This window comes from Tepidiphilus thermophilus (assembly GCF_001418245.1).
GTDB lineage: Bacteria > Pseudomonadota > Gammaproteobacteria > Burkholderiales > Rhodocyclaceae > Tepidiphilus > Tepidiphilus succinatimandens.
In genome coordinates, this window is the sequence record NZ_LIPU01000004.1 from 1 (window position 1) to 16,863 (window position 16,863).

Here is a 16,863-nt window from a genome sequence, read left to right on the forward strand (position 1 = left end):
AAGGTGGTAAGTGAACTGCCGGCTCCTGTCAAAAGGAGCTTTGCAGAGGCTTGAGCCGTATGCGGGGAAACTCGCACGTACGGTTCTTAGGGGGCGGGGCGGCAGTAATGCCGTCCTGCTACCCGACACCGGGAACTGCGACGACGCACCCGAGTGGCCAGCATCTTCCCCAACATGGATTCCTGCCTGCGCCTGGTCTCGGCGCTGCTGGCCGAACTCGACGACGAGTGGATGACCGGCAAGGTCTATCTCAACCTCAACCCGTAACCCCGGCGTCATGACCAACACCACGGAAATTTACAGAAAAAAGGTTGCACAACCGAGATGCCTCCTTGTCAGCATCCAGCGCATCCGCATTCTTGGCGGCTTGCCGATACAGTCCGGCATACGGAAACAGATACCAGACATCAACTGCGCCGGTCTTGGCAATCGCTTCCAGCGTTGACCATTCGACGTGCATTCCGAACGGATCAAGGAACAGCACGGCCCGCTCGCTTCGCCACTGGTATCGGCCGCAGAGGGTTTTCAATGCCGCATTGGCATCGCTCTTGATCACTTCGATGGTCTTGTCAGGGTATTCCGCACCAAGCGCATTCAGCGCGGCCAGCTTCTTGGTGCGGAGTTCGATAAAGTAGAACTTGTGGAACGCGGGGTTGGTGGCCAATGCCCTTCGCGCGGAGCCGTCGACGGTTTTCTTCTCGCCATCAACCTTGATGTCGCAACGGCCTGTACCGGCGAACGCGTCGATATAGAGCCGCGTGAAGCTCTGCTTGCTGAGCGCGGTATTGAATGCCACGAGGTACTTCTCAAGCGCCTCCAACTTGATGCGAGTCCAAGGCCCACCGAAGGAATGCTGATCGTCTAACTTGTCGAATTCGTCGTTGTCAAGCAGACTGTTGTCCCCATCGATCAGCTTTCCCATCGGGTTTTTCCTCATTTGACTGCCCGTCAGCCCCAAGCCGCGCTCATCAACGAAACGAAGTCTCGCCTAGCCAGTACTTCCGAACAATCCCGCCAATCCTTCTCTGGTGGGGCCATCGTGCCCGTGTAACGCAGATCAAAACCTGTGGCAGTCCGCTGGGCATTGATGTACTCGTCCAGCTTCTCACCGAGGGATTCGATGTCCTCGATCCATTCATCTTTGATGGTGTCGGGCAGGGACCCGAACAGGTCGTAGCGATTTCGCATCCGCTCGGACAGCCGCTCGTAGATCTTCTCGTCCACGGTCTGCTCGAACACCAGGTTGAGCATGTCGACAGTCTCGCGCCTCTGGCCGAAGCGCTTGATTCGTCCGATGCGCTGTTCCAGGCGCGTCGGGTTCCAGGGCAGGTCCACGTTGATCAGCGTGCCGAGGGTTTGCAGGTTGAGACCTTCGCACGCGGCATCGGTGGCTACCATGATCCGGATTTGGTGCTCGGCCACCATGCGCTTCAGGGTCTCGCGCTCCACCGCGACGCTGTCACCACGCTGATAGAGGCGGCTACGCCCCGCTCCGGCGTAAAGACCGATGGCCTCATCTGGATAACGGACCGCCAGTTCATCCGCGAGCCATTTCGCGGTGTCGTAGTACTGACTGAAGATGATCACGCCGAGTTCGAGCCACCTCTCCTTATCCAGGAAGTGGATGACGGCCTCCATCTTGGGGTCCGCGTCGAGCCGTTGAAGTCTGTCGATGAGACGTTCGAGAACTTCACGTTCCTCCTGCGTTTCAACGGCCAGGTCGGCTTCGAACTCGTCTCTCTCTTCATGCACGGCCTCCCCTTGCAACAGTCGTCGAGCTGTCGCGAGTCCGGCTTGGATGCTGGAGCAAATGCGCTGCTCCAGCATGTTCTTCATGAACCCGCTGCCCTTGCCGCGTTTGGCGAGTGCCTTGCCAAAGGCGCGTGCCTGGCTATAGGCCTCGCGGAAGTCTTCTGAAGTTCGAAGCGCCTTGCCCTCGAACAGGACGTCGAAGATCCGCGGTTCGGCCACCTTGGAGCGATCCGGGTGAATCTCGACCCCGACCCGTGTTAGCAGGTTCGCGTCTTCCAGCTGCTGTCGTTTACGAAGCACGACGTGCCTGACCAACGGGTTCTCACGTTGGAACAACGTTGCTCCGGCGATGCGCCGCTCTAGTTCCTCTTCCAGGATCTCTCGCGTCTCCTCGGCGAGATCGGTCAAGGGGCGATTGGTTTGCCATTCTCCGTTGGTTAGCCCCAAGTCTTGCCGGATGGCCGAGAACAGTTTACGGGCACGTGGCTCGCTGGTGGACTCGACGCGCGGCAGCGGAGATCGCAGCAACTCCCAGGCATGGCCGGGGTCCAGTACCTCTTGGCGACCAGCCAAGATCTCCAGCACTTCATCGGGCCGATGCCATGCCGCCAGGTCATGCCCCAAGACGAAGTGCCCTCGGCCTTGGTGCAGGATACCCAACAGGTCCCAGAGGTCTCTCGGATCAGTTTGGATGGGCGTCGCCGTGCCGAGCAGCACATGGTCCGCCCGGGCGGCGACTTCGCGCATGAAGGCCAGCAGTTCGTTCGGCGTTCCGGCGTCCCTGCCGAAGCCTTGGCGCGTGCGCGCCTTGTGAGCCTCGTCCAGGATCACCACGCCGAACCTCAAGCCCAGCAGGTGCTGCTTCTCCAACGAGTCGCGCATCATGAGGCCCGTGGACACGATGCCGATACGAAGCGGACAGCGTGCGATCTGCTCGCGGCCCGCTGCAGAGATGGCGCGCTCGTCCGCATCCAGCCACACCTTGCGTACCGTATCCCAGCGTGCGGTCGGGATGCCGAGCTTATCCAGCATCTCGGTCTGCCATTGCTCGGTGAGGGTGGCCGGCGCAAAGATCACGACCGGGCGTCGCGGGCCGTTTTCTTTGTCCGAGAGAAGACACAGCGTCAGCGCGGCCGTCGCCAGCGACAGCGTCTTGCCCAACCCCACCTCATCGGCCAGAAGCAGCCGCACCGCGCCGTAGAGCCGGTGGTGGCGCAAACACTCGGTCAAGAATCCTTGCTGCCAAGGCTGCAGCTCCTGCCCCTCGCGGTACAGCGGGGACTCGATCAGCGCAGCCGGCGCAAGGTTCTCGTCCTCATCAATCTCGTCGAAGACCACTTCGCGGCGATAGCCACGGCGATGCACTTCTCGGATGACCGCCTGGGGCAGCGGCTTGCCCGCATTCCACAGGAAGTCGAACTCCTCCTCGATCCAGGCCACCCCCTCGGGGGACTCGTCCTCCCACAGGATCTCGTAGTGCCGCTGCCAGCCACTGCGGGTTTCGTTCATAGACCCGATGAAGCCGAGTCGCCGTCCGTCCGCCAGCGTGATCACTCCTGCCTTGCCATGCACGAAGCCGCAAATGTCGTCCGGCGCCACCCGCACCACCTGGCCATGCTTTTGCAAGAAGGCATCGAGTCGGCGATACCGATCCCGGTTGAGCAACGCTTCGGCTTCCAGGGCGCGCTCGTTCCACCGGCCCAGCATCTTGCTCTCGCGCAGCTGGGCGACTTTCAGGTCATCCGGGTGGATATCGACGTTGCAGACGATCTTGATCTCGGGGATGTCCTCCAGAACCTCTCCGGCGACCTCGAACAGGGAGCTCGTGAAGTAGCCGGCGATACGCTTGTAGCTCCTCGCCCCCTTGAGATGCTGCAGCAGAAAGCTGGCATCGAGACGATGGGTGCGGGAAGAGAAGCGCCGGATGCTCATGTCATCCCACTTGCAAGCATTGTTTCAAGACTATACGGCAAGATCGAGGAGCCGCTGAATCAAATCGCCGCGCCGGAATGTCGCCGATAGCTGCTGGATCGATATCTTGTCTTTCCAGTCATCCCCGTAGAGCCCCCTGAGTGCTTTCTCCACATCCGCGACACTGCTCTTGAAATAATTCTCGCCGCTGGTTTCTATGGCTTGCTTGGCCTGGGCGAAATTGCGGTGATCGAGTCCATCGAGAGCGCAGCCGAGATCCCTGAGTAGCCTGCGTCCCATCTGCATGGCGATGAAACAGGAGGCGTAACGGACGAAGATCGGATCATCCTCGGCTGGGCGACGGCGGTGATTCTCCGCGATGCGGTACAACAGAACGGCGCAGATGACCTGAGCGCCGTTTGTCTGATCGGTGAAGATTGTGTCGTAGAGCTTGCCGAAATGCTCGCGCGTGAAGAATTTGGCCTGGTGCGGCTTGTTGCGCCACACGGCAAGCAGGGCCTCGGCCGCGGCGCCCGAGGTGATTTCGCTGGGCTTGACCGCGGTATCTATCCGTTTCCTTCTGTAAGTGAAGCCCAAATCCCCGATGCTTTGTTCAAGGCGCCGTTGTTTCTCGTCGTTGGCGCGCAAGTCCCTGAGGTCCACCGGGTTCTGGCTATTGGTGGCATGCGTGATCTGCAAGACGAGATCCTCGTTCGACTTCGGCAGCTTATAAAGCCGCACGAGCACGCTCGCTTCCGAAGGCAGGTTTTTACCCTCTTTCGCCAGCTCCTCGCAGGTCTTGAGGATGGTCATGCAGGTCTGGCCGCCATTGACGATTTGGAGGTCCTCCACCTGGATCTGAAAATCGCTCGCTTGCAGGGCGTTATAAGCGAAATCGTCGCAGACCAAGGTCAGGCCATTATTGAAGAAGTAGAAATTGGCGGGTTCGTTGGAGCGCAAAGTCGCTCTGATGCCCTCGTTGACGCGATTGCCGTGCAGGCCGAGATAGCGGCGGATATTGCGCTCGAGCAATCGCTCGCCATGCCGTTTCATGAGCGCGGCGACCTCGGTGACGGGCATGCGGCCGATGCACACGCGGCTGAAGTTGAGATCCTCGACGAGCGCCTTGCCGGTCAGGCGCAAGGTCTCGTCCACTTGTTTCGGCCGCTGCAGAATACCCACGAGTACGTCATGATTGACATGTTCCCATGTCACTTGGCCGCCGAAACCGGCGCGCTCGATGGCCAATTGTGCATCTTCGTTCCATCGCAGACCGTTGTTGCAGGCGATGGCGCGCACGTGCGGGATGTAGCCATCGCGAATGAGCGAACGGGCTTCCTCCACCTTGACTCGCAGGCGGTCATTGATCGTCCCAAGATCGGAGGATGGGTCGAAAACATGGCGGATGGCATTGATCAGCGCTTCAATCCCTTGGCCGGGGAAATGCGCATCGGCATCCAGACTTTGCTTGTATTTCGCCTGGAAGAGCGTAACCCCGAATTCGCCGTCGTTTTCCTCCGAGATGTGTAGGGCATCGACACCGAAATCGCCGCCGCCGTCAGTCAGACAATCAAAGGTCTCGTCATCGTCCAGATCCAGCATGGTCTTGACGCACAGATAGACGAAGGCCAACGATTTGAGCCGCTGCGGTCCTTCCACGCCCAGCTCCTCGCGGGCGCGGTCTTTGATCTCCTCGCTTACGCCATTCAAGCGCTGGTCGATGATCGATGCGTTGATATTCATCGTGGCAGTCCTCCTGTGACGTCGCTTATGCCCCGAAACGCAGATTTTTCAGCCGCGCCCCCAGCACCTCGGCGGCGCTGCGCACCTCGGCCTCCGGCGACTTGCGCTCGATGAAGGCCAGCATGTCCACCAGAAGCGGCCGCACCTCGAGGAAGTCCGCCATCTCGTTCTTGATCTGCTCGACGATGACTTGCGGCTCGGCGCCCTCGAGCCTCTGCTGCAAGGCGATGATGAGCCGGCCCAGGCGCGTGGGGCCGAGCTCGGTGGCGTCGGTCAGATCGCGCGAGGCGAACTCGGTCACACGCTTGAGCCGCGCGTGATTGGGGCGCATGTCGCCCATCACGCGGCTGTAGTCCTCCACACGGAAGGCTTTGGCGAAGTTCTGGTAGTTGTCGAGCTTCTGCGCGCCGGTCGTCTCCATGTCCAGCATGCGTAACACGAAGCGCTCGATGCCGGTGAGCTTGGCCCATGTGTCCGGGGCAAGGCCTTCGGGCACCAGCAGGCTCGACGCCGTCTCTGCCGCCTGTTGGACGATCTCGTCCACGACCGTCACTTCTCCGCGCGCCCGCGGGCGGAGAGCAAAAGTCGTCACGTCCTCGCCGCCGATGTGGGTGTAGGCGGTGAGCACTTTGAGCGCCGCCGCATAGCCCGCCATTTGCAGGTCGGAGTCGTTGAACACCGGCTCGCCGTGATGTGCCCTCACCGTGTCGTTGAGGTGCATCATGGTTTCGATCTGCCGCGCCACCTCCTGCCGCACGGCAGGCAAGATGCGCTGCTTGAACCCCGTGCGCTCGCCGGCGGGTCGCTTCTTGAGCATCAGGATCACCGTGCCCTGCACATAGCCGCCTTTCTTGAGCTCGGAGGTGGTCTCGGTGGCGATGTACCAGGCGGCCACGACTTGTAGGCCCGCCGCCCAGAAGATGCCGATCAGATCGCTCCACACCCCAGTGTCCTGGTGCGTGAACATCACGCACTGCATTCCGTTGTCGGGCATGTGCTCTGCCATGGCTTTGTAAGCCGCCACCATGCCACGGCGGAACTCTTCACCCGCGCCCTTGATCGCCAGCGCGCGGCGCGAGTCCCAGACCCATTCGTCGAACGGCTTGGGCGGGTTCTTGCGCATCCAGGCGATGAAATACTCGGTGATTTCATGATAATTCACCGCGTCTGCATACGGCGGATCAGTAATGAATATCTCCGCGTTGCACTCAATCTCGTTCGCGGGGCGAGATTGGATTTGCACGTTCCTCGCAAAAACTTCTCTGTCCCGAAGCGTCATATTTCGGGAATGACAGAACACATAGCCACTTCGGGTAAGCCAATCGACGTTGGTGTCCAATGCTTGGTCCGTCATGGCGTTAAGCGCGGTAAGCGAGATGCGATCCCAGCGCACTTTCTTGGAGTTCCAGTCAGCCTGGCCACAATGAAGGAGCGCAAGGTCAGGCGTCCTCGCATGCTTCTTTATTGTCGCCATGAGAAGCAGATTTCTGGGTGTGTACAGATGATGCCAATGCGTCCAGCCGCGCTCGCGGATCGGCTGGTCGGTGTTGTACCCCGGCTCGATGGCCATGTCGGGCACCAAGCCTTCTTCCTGCCAGCGGGTAAGGTTCTTGGCGACGATGGTCTCCACCTTGCGCTCACGTTCCAGGTCCGCCTCGGTGGGCTCGGCAAACCAGGTCTCTTGGCGGGCGGCGTCGATCGTTTCCTTCTTGATCCACTGGATGCAATAGAGCCGCTCCTGGAAGATGTCTTCCGGGCGCGGCTTGAAATCGTGTTTTTCCCAGCGGCGCAGCCGATTGCCCGTGCTGCCATCAGGCAGCCGATAGTCCCCGCGCAGGGTCTTGATGGGGGTGCGATAGCTCTTGCCGTCGATTTCGTAAACAAGATCGCCTCCCTGCACAGTTCCCTTCCTGGCCTCGCTTAGCAAGTCATTCGAGACGCCTTCGATGACCTTGATGTTGAATCGCCGATTAGCATGATCTGGTTCCAACACAGCGATGACGGCGCGATTCTTGGAAATGATCCGGTCCTGGATCATTGGCACTTTCCAGCCTGTTTCCGGGCAGCGGGTTTCGAGACAATATAGATATGCCTTGGCCCGATTGCCTTGCTCGTCATGTTCAATGCCAAAGCGGATGATTTCGGCATCCACTGCTACTGCCAATTCGCGCTGTGCCTGTTCAAGTTCAGCACGACGTTGCGGATTGGCGCCGATGATGTTCAGCGCCCCCCAGGTGAGCATGCAGGCGATGGGGTTCAGGTCGGAGGCATAGACGTCGCAACCGATACGCGCCGCCTCGAAGGGGATGGAGCCGCCGCCGCAGAAAGTGTCGCCGACGCGCGGACGATGCCCATAGCGCAGGATGCCCAGTTGCTCCACCAACTCCGGGAAGGAATGCGCCTTGATCCCCAGATGAGCGTAATGACGGTTGACCTGGGGCCACACCGGCGCGTAGAGCCAGTCTTGATCCACCTCCTCCGGGCGCTTGCACAGGCTCGCTTTTTCCTCGTAGCTGGCGAAGGTGGCCAGCGCCTGACGGTAGAGTTCGAGCTTGTCATCGTCCGTGACATCCCGGCGCCAGCCGCGCCCGCTAAAGTAGCGCTCCGGATCGCTGATCGGGATCAGTTCCTGCAACTTGGTCGCTGAAAACGCGTTGGCCGCGAGTGCACGACGTGCCAGCGCCTCGTCGTCGAAGGCCATCAACTTCTCGAAGATGGCAAGGTCGGCTTCTGCGTCGTCGGTGGGCGGCAGGAGACTGCCCAGCACGATAGCGCGCACCAGAATCAGCGGCTTGCGGCCCTTCCAGTACGAGCCGATCGATGTCAGCGTCTGGCCACGCCCAGCACCCCGCTCGGTTTGCGCCTCAAACGACACCTTCTGTGCCGGAAAGACGGTTTCAATCAGTGCCGGGGCGTCCTTGAGCGCCAGGGGGGTGAGGGAGGTTCTTGTTTGTGCATGCATGGCAAGGTGATCTTCAAGCGGTCGCTGCCTGCACCCAGCCTTGGGAGGCGAGTCTGTCGGCGGCGATGGCGATCTGTCGGAGCGTAAACTGGCGCTTGCGCGGGTTCCAGGCGTGGATGCGGGCGGCCACGTCGTCGAGCTGGCTGACCCCCTCGTGCGTCATGACCCAATGCACGGTCGAGAGCAGCTCGAGGCCATAGGGCGACTCGAAGCCCTCGACGAGGCGGGTGACACGCTCGAAGCGTTCACGGCTGTCGGCATGTTGGTCGAGGAAGGCGGATGCCTCCTGGATGGCGCCGGGAACCAGCGTCAGCGGCTTGTCGGGCGCATCGCCGCCGTCGGCGTAACCGGCGATCAGGTGTCCCTCGACCGTGCGCAGCACGTGGCGCAGGTTCTCGGCGTAGGGGCCATAAGGCGCCTTGACGTACTTCAAGCGCAGCGGCTCTCCTGCCTCCTGCATGAAGTACATCAGCTTGTGCACCTCCAGCAAGGTCACGAAGGGGTCGAGCAAGCCGCCGAGATAACGGTGGATCAACTCGACCAGGGCCGCACGACCGGCGGTCATGGCCGGCACTTCGCGCCCATGCGCCATCTTGTCAGTGGTGGGCGCGCCGTTGGGCTCGAACACGAGCACGTGCACGTCCTCCAGTTGCCCCAGCGCTCGCTCGATGCGTGGACGCACCTTGCTCCAGTCCAAGCCCCCCAGGCCGCTGCCCAGCGGTGGTATGGCGATGGAGCGGATGCCCTTGTCGCGAATGACCCGGGCCAGATCGACCAAGCCCGCTTCGATGTCCTCGATGCGGCTCTTGCCGCGCCAATGGCGCTTGGTTGGGAAGTTGATGATGAAGCGTGGCGGCGTGAGCTGACCCGTCTCGAAGACGAACATGTGGCCCGGCTGCACATCCTGGCGCTTGCAGGCAGCCTCGTAAGCCTTGAAGTTCTCGGGGAAGGCGTTCTTGAACTGCAAGGCGATCCCACGCCCCATCACACCGACACAGTTGACGGTGTTGACCAGCGCGTCCGCCTCGCACTTGAGGATGTCGCCCGAGGTGAACTCGATCATGGCTGTGCCCCTCTCATTTCTCAGTAATACCAATCCGGGCGGATTTCGACCGTAGGTCGGTGTCCGTTTACCGGAAGGGCGTTCACAACTTGCTGGTAGATCGTGCGATTGAGTACGCCAACGCGCTCGATCAGGTGCCAGGGAAAGCTGTGCTCCAGCAGAAACTCGGCTTGCTTGCCTTCCTTGCACTGCCGCCAATCCCGCGCTTGAACAGCCACCCAGTCGATTTCGTCGAGGCGTGCCAAATCGCAACGGTCCTCGAAGAAGTACGAACCAGCGTTCGAGAGGGTGAAGGCCCACCGCCTCTGTTGGGCTTGTGCCCAAGCAACGGTGGCGTGCAGATCGGCTTCGAAATGCAGGATCGGGGCCTGTCCACCGCGATAACCCAGCTCCGGATGATTGCCCTGGTGGATCAGGTACAACATCACCGAGCGCGGGCAGAAGTAGAACGGCACGCAGTCGCCCACGTGCAGGTCGGGGTGGCTGTTCAGTGTCAGGGTCAAGCGCCGCTGCTTGATGCTGCTCATGCCGATGGTCGTACCCGCGGGCGCACGACGAATGACCGCCGCGTCGCACCAGAGGAAGCCGTCGGCCACGATGGAGGGCAGACGATCCACATGGGCGATGTGGTAGATCTTGGGCTGCGGGGGTACGAGGCCGTTGGTCATGCCGTGTCGTCCCCGAACAGGTCCAGCGATAGCCGGTTGTCGTCGCGGTCGTTGCGGCCGCGGCGGGCGCGGGTGCCGAGCAAATCGCTCTGCGCGACATCACCCAGGGCATGCTGAAGCGCGATGCGCCACCCCTTGCCGGCGTCCATGACGCCGCCAGTGGCCATGGCGGTCATGCCAAACAGCCACCAGCGCTCCTCGGGCCGAAGCGCCAGCCAGTTCCTCACGGCGACGGGGATCTTGGATGCCTCCATCTGCTCGACGGCCCAGGCCAGGACGCAAAGCTCCTTGCCGAGCAGCCTATCCACAGGGTTCTCGCCGATCTTCCATGCACTGGGCTTCAATCCGTGCGCGGTGAGGCGTGCGTTGAAGGCCCGCTGCACCTCGGCACGGATGGCCGTCCAGCGCGGCCGGTCGAGCAAGACGCGGTCGATCACCGCGGTGTCCGCCGAGGCCGATTGCAGCCCGAGGTACTCGCTGATCTGAACCTTGCCCGTGCTGCTCTTGGGGATGAGCACCTTGAAGTGATGCGGGTCCGAGGTCGCGGGCACCCCGAAGCCCAGCGTATGCTGGACTTGCGCACGCCCTGCTGGCGTCCGGGTTGCTGCAGCCTTGGCTCGCGTCATGGTCATTCCTCCTGGCTCACGTCGCCCGGCTTGAGCTCAACACCAGCAATCTTCGCGAACTCCTTGAGCGCAAAGCCCGTGTCGAACTGAATGCCTTCAGCGATGGCGATGTTGACCAAGGCTTCGGGCTCACCCAGAACGTCGCGAAGGCTGTTGACGACGCCTTCGATCATGGCGGCCGTGACCTCGCGCTCCTGGAAACGCACGGTCACGGTGTTTTCGCCTTCGCCGATCTCGATGCGAACGCCCTTGAAACGCGTTCCGGGCTGATCGCGGAAGCGATTGATGACCCCGAACACACGGTCGGTGGTGTCCAGAGACACGCGCTTGCTCTGTAGACGGGCCGGCTTGGCATCGACGATCTGGACCGTCTTATCGCCGCTGGCCGGGATCTGGAAGTCGGCCGTCTTGTTGGCTTCGCCCGCCCGTGCAAACACCAGCAGGCGATAAGCACCGGGGCCGATCTCGAAGGGGCCGTCGTACCGAGTGCCGTCCTTAGGGTTGGACCCGTCCAGTGTGTAGTAGAGATCTGCCCGCGGGGTGGCCTCGAGGCGCACACGGCGCTTGTCGGCAGCCGGTTCGACCTGGTGACGGATCTTCAGGTCGGCCAGCCAGCGCACGGCTGGAGCGCTTTCATGTTGCCCAGTGGTGTCCTTCACCCAGAAGTAGAGGGTCCCCTCCGTCGTCGTGAAGTTGTCGAGGTCATCGACCTTCTGGTCCTTGTCCGTGACCTCGGGCTTGGTCGACCAATAGACCACCGGGCTGTCGCCCGCATGGCGAGGCGTCAGACTCAACACCGTCTCTCCCGAGTCGGCCTTGACGTTGACGACGGACACATTGACCGTGGCCTTGTCCTTGGGGAAGGGGCCTTTCTCGATGTAGCCGTCTTCACCGAGACGCCAGCGACCTTGCTTCAACGCCTCCGTCTTGAGGGCGTCGAGGCCGCTCGCGCCCGGCATCCAGGGCCAGATGGGCGAGCACTTGGCGCGCGTGACGACGTCCTTCCACGGCGTGCGGCGGTTGTCCTTGCCGGAGGGCCAGAGGTACTCCTCGGCCTGCGCGAAGTACTCGTCCAGGTTGTCCTTCGTCAGCTCTCGCACGAGCTTGTAATCCGCTCTGGGGCTTGCGAGCAGACTCTCGATCTGAGCTTCGGCGGACTGATCGCCCTGGCCGATCTTCAACCCCTGATCGATGGTGACGCCGGCTAAAACGTCACGGCCATCGACCGGGTCGTTCACCGGGAAGTAGAGGCGGTTGTAGGCCGCCGACAGGGCCTTGCCGAAGCGGTCTTCCGCCTCTTCCAGCCGGTCGCGGGCCTCTTCGAATAGCGTGTCGCCAGGGCGAAGGCGCTTGTGGATCTGCTCGATGGCGTAGAGCTCGCGCAGACGCTCTTCGACCGCATCCGCCAAATGGCTGTCCTGGCCCGTGAGCACCAGCAGGTTATTTTTCTCCTGCTGATAGTCGAAGAAGTTCTGAAGTTCGCTCGGCGGAACCTTGCCATCGGGCTTGATGACGATGAGCGTCCGCGGGCCGGAGAGCTTCAATTCATCGAGCTTGGGCAGGACCTGCACATCCTGGTATGCAATCTTGCGAACCGGCTCAAGGATGCCGGTGAGACGATTGATCAGCGCCTGATCGATTTTGGGCTGAGGGACCTCCTTAGCGTTGCGCTCGATCTGGCGCGAGAGGTTCTCCGTTTCCTTGATAAAGAAGCGTTGCTCTTCACGGTGCAGGTACCAGGCGGCCTCCCGCAGCCGCTGCATAGCCTGAAGGAATTCGTCAGGCTTGCGCTGCGGGGCAGCCAGGAACTCGATGAGCTCGCTCTCGGAAAGGCCGATCCGCCCCCCAACCGCGCGGGACAGGCTCGAGGCCAGCAGCAGGGTCATCACCTGTCGCGCGGCATCAGAGCCCAGCTCGTCGTCGATGTGTTCGGCAATTGCGTTGCCGTTGTCGGCGATGTCCCGCGTGACGGCCGGCATCAGCTTCGGTGCGATGCGTTCGATCTCGTCCTTGACCTGATCGTCGTTGAGGTTGAGATGCTGCGTGCCGATCAGGAAGACGTCATCCGTCTCGCGCTCCTCGACGCTCTTGAGGAGTCGGGCGGTAAACTGCATCAGGCCACGGGTTTGGCGGAACCCTTCGTTCTCCTTGAACAGCGCGACAAGGTGCTTGAACGAGGGGTGGAAGGGGTAGGTCTCGCGCACCTGCTCGGCAATCTGCTCGATGCTGCTGGCCACGATGTAGCCGCCGTCTTCGGCCTTCTTGATCTGCTGGGCGTACTCTTCGGCCACATCCGCGATGACGCGCTCGTCGGGCAGCTCGTCGATGAGCCGCTTCTTGAGGATCTCGTAGATCTCGTTGCCGGCCAGTTGCACCGGTGTGATGGTCATCGCTTGACGGCGCGTCTCCTGCTGAAGATTGGAGATTGCGTCGGCAAGGGCCTTCGTCTGCGCCTTGTAACTACCCGAGAGATTCGCAACGACAATGGCGCAGTTGGGCAACTCCAGCGCCGCGCTCATCAAGCTGGAGAGGCTGTAGACCACCATGTTGGCCAGCGTGCCCTGACCGAACACCTGGGTGCTGGCGTTGTCGAGATAGGGTGGCAGCTCGTCCAGCAGGATCAAGGTCGGCTTGTCGCCGATGATTTCCTTCCACTTGCGTTGATCGACGGCCTTGGGACCGTTGGCCCAGTAGGGCTTGATGGCATCTTCGGCGCCAAGCTGGCTTGCGATCTCACCCCAGATGTAGTTGTCCGGATTGTTGCGACCGTTGAAGGCGGCGATACGTGCCGTGCCAAAGTCCACACGGGCAGCGAGATCGGGAGGGAGGACATCGGAACGCAGGTGCGGGTGACGCGCCAGCAGGCCGAGCGCGATCATCATGTGCGTCTTACCGCCACCCATGGCTTGGGTGAGCTCGAAGACCGCCTGATCTGACTTGCCCGACAAGCGCAGCAGCCCCTCACGGAACAGCTGCTCCATGCCGTGCGTGACGAAGTTGCGCGAGAAGAACTCCCGCCCATCCCCCTCGTCATTGATGAGCTCTGCCAGATTCTCGATCCCCTGGCTCATCCGGTAGTCCCGGATGATCGGATTGAACCGGCAGGCCTGCTTGACCGTCTTGATCATGAGCGCACTCCGCTGTTGTTCTCGGCTTCGTCGGAGGGCGGAATCTCGACCCCTCGCTGTTCGCAATAGTCGCGAATCAGGACCTCGACCATGTTGGCGATGGACCGATGTTCGAGATTCGCCGCGAGGCGCAGCGCTTCCTTGAGAGCGGGATCGATCCGAAAGGTCAGCGTAGCGGTCTTGCTTGCGGCCATAGCCTCTCCGGAAGCCACTGCAAATGTACTGCATTCTACAGTATCGACTCGGCTTCGGCAATGCGATGCAAGTCGGCAATCCGCCTCGGTCTGCTGCCTTGCCGAAGCTCGGGATGGGTGGCTCTCCAGGCGTTTGGAGGGAAGTGGCGGGGGTGACCGGCGTCATGGACTGACGTTGTTGTTGGCAGGAGTCTCATGAACGCGCTGTTCTGCCAAGAAGCCAAGCTCGGCATAGCGCTGACGCGTTACTCAACGACTCTCTGGCGGCCAAATCATCGAATCCACGCCCTCAAGGCCCAGGCGTTACGATCTGGCTCGGGAGTGGGACGCGGGTTCGGTTCCGCGTTCCACCACCAACACCAAAAATCCCAACCCTTATCGGTTGGGATTTTTTTGCTCATTCCCCCAGCATTGGCGCGGATTCCGGCCTTTGCCTCTTGAGCACGTACCTCGGGCAAGTCAAGATAGTTGTCGCCTGATTCATGCCATCACCTGCCTTCTATTTCAGCTTGGGTAGAGTCCTGAACGACGCTGTCCCGTTCCGGGTTGAGCGTGACGGCCCCGATCGGTGTCCAGTCCCGTGTCTGCCCGGACCAGCGTGCCGGGTGACGTTCGCGGGCTTGCAGATAGGTCTGGTGCCGTGCCGCCAGGATCGCGTGGTCTTCCCCTGCATGTCGCTGGGCGGGGGTGACGTAGCGCAGGCCGCTGTGGCGATGCTCGACGTTGTACCAGTGCACAAAGTTCTGTCCCCAGCAACGGGCTTCGTCCAGGCTGGCGAAGCCGCGCGCCGGGAATTCGGGGCGGTACTTCGCCGTCTTGAAGAGCGATTCGACGAAGGCGTTGTCGTCGGACACCCTGGGTCCTGAGGTTCCCTCCTCCCGCTGCGCCAAGCCGTCAATCGGTGGAATCAGGCAACACGACGATTTAGCCCCCTGACAACATGGGGAATCAACCCCGATCGATCAACTCTCCGACGTGCGTCAGCAACGGCTGTAAATTCAGTGACACAGGCCAACGAGTGCAACTTGATACACCGAGTTGAATGGAAGCGGCATCATGCTGGACCGGATCGGTGCCAGCAGTAGATCTTTCCCACCCCGGCGTCCTGCCTACTCCTCGCCTCGGCCCTGCTCGCCGAATGCAACGAGGAAAGGATGAGCGACAAGGTCTATCTCAACTCGCATGCCTGATCTTGACATTTCAATGACATCGACTTGGTACATTTACAGGAAGAAAGTTGCACCACCCCTCATCTCGACTATCATGATTCCGTTATCCCTGAGGAGGTCCACGGCATGAAAATCGCTTTTCTCGGTCTCGGCCGGATGGGTTCCGGCATGGCACAGAACCTGCTGCGCGCTGGCCATGAGCTCGTCGTCTATAACCGCACGCCGGAGCGGATGCAGCCGTTGGTGGCGCAAGGCGCGAAACCGGCAGCCAGCCCCGCGGAGGCAGTTCAGGGTGTGGATGCCCTAGTGACGATGCTTGCCGACGATGCAGCGGTGGAAACGGTGCTCTTCGGCGCGAACGGCGCCTTTGCCGCGCTTCCTGCTGGTGCGATCCACGTCTCGTCGAGCACCCTGAGCGAGGCTTTCGTCGTGCGGCTGGCCGAGGAACACGCCCGTGCCGGGCACGGTTTCGTCTCCGCCCCGGTGTTCGGCCGGCCCGAGGCCGCCGCGGCGGGCAAACTGCGCGTGGTCGTCGCCGGAACACCGCAGTTCGTCGAATGCGCTCGTCCGATCTTCGAGGCGATCGGCGAAGCCGTGCACGTCGTCGGCACGCAACCCCAACTGGCCAACGTCGTCAAGCTCGCGGGCAACTTCATGATCATGGCGCTTCTCGAGGCGCTGGGCGAATCCTATGCCCTGATGCGCAAGGCCGGTATCGAGCCGCTGCAGTTTCTCGAGATCATCAACGGGCTCTTTCGCTCGCCGGTCTATGAAAACTACGGCCGCATCGTGGCCGAAGAGCGATTCTCCCCTGCCGGCTTCGCGGCCAAGCTGGGGCTGAAAGACATGCGCTTCGTGCTCGCTTCGGCCGAACGCGCCGCGGCGCCCATGCCGCTCGCGAGCCTCGTGCGCGACCGCTTCCTCGCCCTGATGGCCCAGGGCGGAGAGGCGCTCGACTGGGCGGCGCTCACCCGCATCGCGGCGATGGAAGCCGGTTTGCTTTCCCCCTCAAAGGACGCCTCCTGATGATCCTCTACCTCCACGGTTTCCGCTCCTCGCCGCAATCGGTGAAGGCGAGGGCGCTCGCCGCGCACATGGCGGCCAAAGGGCTCGCCGACGCGTTCCGCTGCCCCCAGCTGCCGGTGGCTCCGGCGGAGGCGATGGCCATGCTGCGCACCGAAGTGGCGCGGCTCGCCGAGCACACAGGACGGCTGCCGACGGTGGTGGGAAGCTCGCTGGGTGGTTTCTACGCCACCCGGCTCGCCGAGGAGTTGGGCGTGCGGGCGGTGGCGGTCAATCCGGTGGTCCATCCGTCGCGGGGGCTTTCCGCCTACGTGGGCCGGCTCACCAACCTCTACACCGGCGAGACGTTCGAGTGGACGTCGGAACACGTGGCGCAGCTGCGGGCGCTGGAGCGCGATCGCCTGGAGCATCCCGAGCGGATCTGGCTGATGGTAGAGCTGGGCGACGAGCTGCTCGATCACCGCCAGACCATTGCCTTCTACCAAGGCGCGAAGCAGACGGTGCTCGAAGGGGGCGATCACAGTTTCACCCGCTGGAACGACTACCTCGACGAGATCCTCGTCTGGGCCGGGCTCATGCCGACAGGGCATGCGGGGACACACTGACGGCCGCCGGTGCTACCAT

General features: G+C 61.9%; 12 protein-coding genes and 2 pseudogenes. 4 read left to right on the plus strand and 10 right to left on the minus strand.

Annotated features, from left to right (window positions below):
- Positions 1–126: 126 nt before the first annotated feature.
- Positions 127–267: pseudogene (locus ASC37_RS11240) on the plus strand (transposase); the annotation flags it as partial.
- Here ASC37_RS11240 and tcmP read toward each other — a convergent pair.
- Genes tcmP through ASC37_RS04385 form a run of 9 tightly spaced genes read right to left on the minus strand, consistent with a single transcriptional unit; the run spans position 257 to position 14,047 of the window.
- A complete protein-coding gene (gene tcmP, locus ASC37_RS04345) occupies positions 257–922 on the minus strand; it encodes a three-Cys-motif partner protein TcmP (RefSeq protein ID WP_055423207.1) in 666 nt (221 codons plus the stop codon). The pseudogene ASC37_RS11240 and the gene tcmP overlap by 11 nt on opposite strands.
- Before the next feature lie 26 nt (positions 923–948).
- On the minus strand, positions 949–3,684 hold the full coding sequence (locus ASC37_RS04350) for a phospholipase D-like domain-containing anti-phage protein (protein ID WP_055423208.1): 2,736 nt from the start codon (positions 3,682–3,684) through the stop codon (positions 949–951).
- 30 nt (positions 3,685–3,714) lie between these two features.
- A complete protein-coding gene (locus tag ASC37_RS04355; RefSeq protein WP_055423209.1) occupies positions 3,715–5,406 on the minus strand; it encodes an AIPR family protein in 1,692 nt (563 codons plus the stop codon).
- A 25-nt stretch (positions 5,407–5,431) separates the two neighbouring features.
- Positions 5,432–8,368 (minus strand): anti-phage-associated DUF1156 domain-containing protein, encoded by a 2,937-nt coding sequence (locus ASC37_RS04360; protein WP_055423210.1) that lies wholly within the window; start codon positions 8,366–8,368, stop codon positions 5,432–5,434.
- A gap of 13 nt (positions 8,369–8,381) precedes the next feature.
- Positions 8,382–9,431 carry a type II toxin-antitoxin system antitoxin DNA ADP-ribosyl glycohydrolase DarG gene (gene darG, locus ASC37_RS04365; protein WP_055423211.1) on the minus strand — a complete coding sequence of 350 codons (1,050 nt, stop codon included), beginning with the start codon at positions 9,429–9,431 and terminating at the stop codon, positions 8,382–8,384.
- 20 nt (positions 9,432–9,451) lie between these two features.
- Positions 9,452–10,099, minus strand: a complete 648-nt coding sequence (gene darT / locus ASC37_RS04370; protein WP_055423212.1) for a type II toxin-antitoxin system toxin DNA ADP-ribosyl transferase DarT — start codon at positions 10,097–10,099, stop codon at positions 9,452–9,454.
- Entirely contained in the window at positions 10,096–10,725 is a 630-nt protein-coding gene (locus tag ASC37_RS04375) for an anti-phage-associated DUF3780 domain-containing protein (protein WP_072247922.1), read from the minus strand. Before ASC37_RS04375 ends, darT begins: the two co-directional genes overlap by 4 nt.
- Positions 10,726–10,727: 2 nt before the next feature.
- Positions 10,728–13,853, minus strand: a complete 3,126-nt coding sequence (locus tag ASC37_RS04380; protein ID WP_055423214.1) for an anti-phage-associated DUF499 domain-containing protein — start codon at positions 13,851–13,853, stop codon at positions 10,728–10,730.
- Positions 13,850–14,047, minus strand: coding sequence for a hypothetical protein (locus tag ASC37_RS04385; RefSeq protein ID WP_055423215.1), 198 nt, complete (start codon positions 14,045–14,047; stop codon positions 13,850–13,852). The genes ASC37_RS04380 and ASC37_RS04385 overlap by 4 nt, the downstream gene beginning before the upstream one ends.
- A 195-nt stretch (positions 14,048–14,242) precedes the next feature.
- On the opposite strand from ASC37_RS04385, the gene ASC37_RS11495 reads away from it, so the two are divergent.
- Complete coding sequence (locus ASC37_RS11495) at positions 14,243–14,488, plus strand: hypothetical protein (RefSeq protein WP_141654649.1); 246 nt, start codon at positions 14,243–14,245, stop codon at positions 14,486–14,488.
- Positions 14,489–14,535: 47 nt separating this feature from the next.
- Here the strand turns inward: ASC37_RS11495 and ASC37_RS04390 are convergent.
- Positions 14,536–14,907, minus strand: a pseudogene (locus tag ASC37_RS04390) (integrase core domain-containing protein); the annotation flags it as partial.
- Between the two features lie 414 nt (positions 14,908–15,321).
- Here ASC37_RS04390 and ASC37_RS04395 point away from each other — a divergent pair.
- Both ASC37_RS04395 and ASC37_RS04400 read left to right on the plus strand, forming a co-directional pair.
- The gene (locus ASC37_RS04395) at positions 15,322–16,242 is read left to right on the plus strand and encodes an NAD(P)-dependent oxidoreductase (protein ID WP_456300378.1); all 921 of its coding nucleotides are present in this window, start codon (positions 15,322–15,324) and stop codon (positions 16,240–16,242) included.
- Positions 16,242–16,844 (plus strand): YqiA/YcfP family alpha/beta fold hydrolase, encoded by a 603-nt coding sequence (locus ASC37_RS04400; RefSeq protein WP_055423218.1) that lies wholly within the window; start codon positions 16,242–16,244, stop codon positions 16,842–16,844. The genes ASC37_RS04395 and ASC37_RS04400 overlap by 1 nt, the downstream gene beginning before the upstream one ends.
- Positions 16,845–16,863 lie beyond the last annotated feature (19 nt).

Bases quoted from the DNA above. Each gene is read 5' to 3' on its own strand.
- tcmP (WP_055423207.1), bottom strand. From the start codon at position 922: ATGGGAAAGCTGATCGATGGGGACAACAGTCTGCTTGACAACGACGAA.
- ASC37_RS04380 (WP_055423214.1), bottom strand. From the start codon at position 13,853: ATGATCAAGACGGTCAAGCAGGCCTGCCGGTTCAATCCGATCATCCGG.
- darT (WP_055423212.1), bottom strand. From the start codon at position 10,099: ATGACCAACGGCCTCGTACCCCCGCAGCCCAAGATCTACCACATCGCC.
- ASC37_RS04360 (WP_055423210.1), bottom strand. From the start codon at position 8,368: ATGCATGCACAAACAAGAACCTCCCTCACCCCCCTGGCGCTCAAGGAC.
- ASC37_RS04375 (WP_072247922.1), bottom strand. From the start codon at position 10,725: ATGACGCGAGCCAAGGCTGCAGCAACCCGGACGCCAGCAGGGCGTGCG.
- darG (WP_055423211.1), bottom strand. From the start codon at position 9,431: ATGATCGAGTTCACCTCGGGCGACATCCTCAAGTGCGAGGCGGACGCG.
- ASC37_RS04400 (WP_055423218.1), top strand. From the start codon at position 16,242: ATGATCCTCTACCTCCACGGTTTCCGCTCCTCGCCGCAATCGGTGAAG.
- ASC37_RS11495 (WP_141654649.1), top strand. From the start codon at position 14,243: ATGAACGCGCTGTTCTGCCAAGAAGCCAAGCTCGGCATAGCGCTGACG.
- ASC37_RS04355 (WP_055423209.1), bottom strand. From the start codon at position 5,406: ATGAATATCAACGCATCGATCATCGACCAGCGCTTGAATGGCGTAAGC.
- ASC37_RS04350 (WP_055423208.1), bottom strand. From the start codon at position 3,684: ATGAGCATCCGGCGCTTCTCTTCCCGCACCCATCGTCTCGATGCCAGC.
- ASC37_RS04385 (WP_055423215.1), bottom strand. From the start codon at position 14,047: ATGGCCGCAAGCAAGACCGCTACGCTGACCTTTCGGATCGATCCCGCT.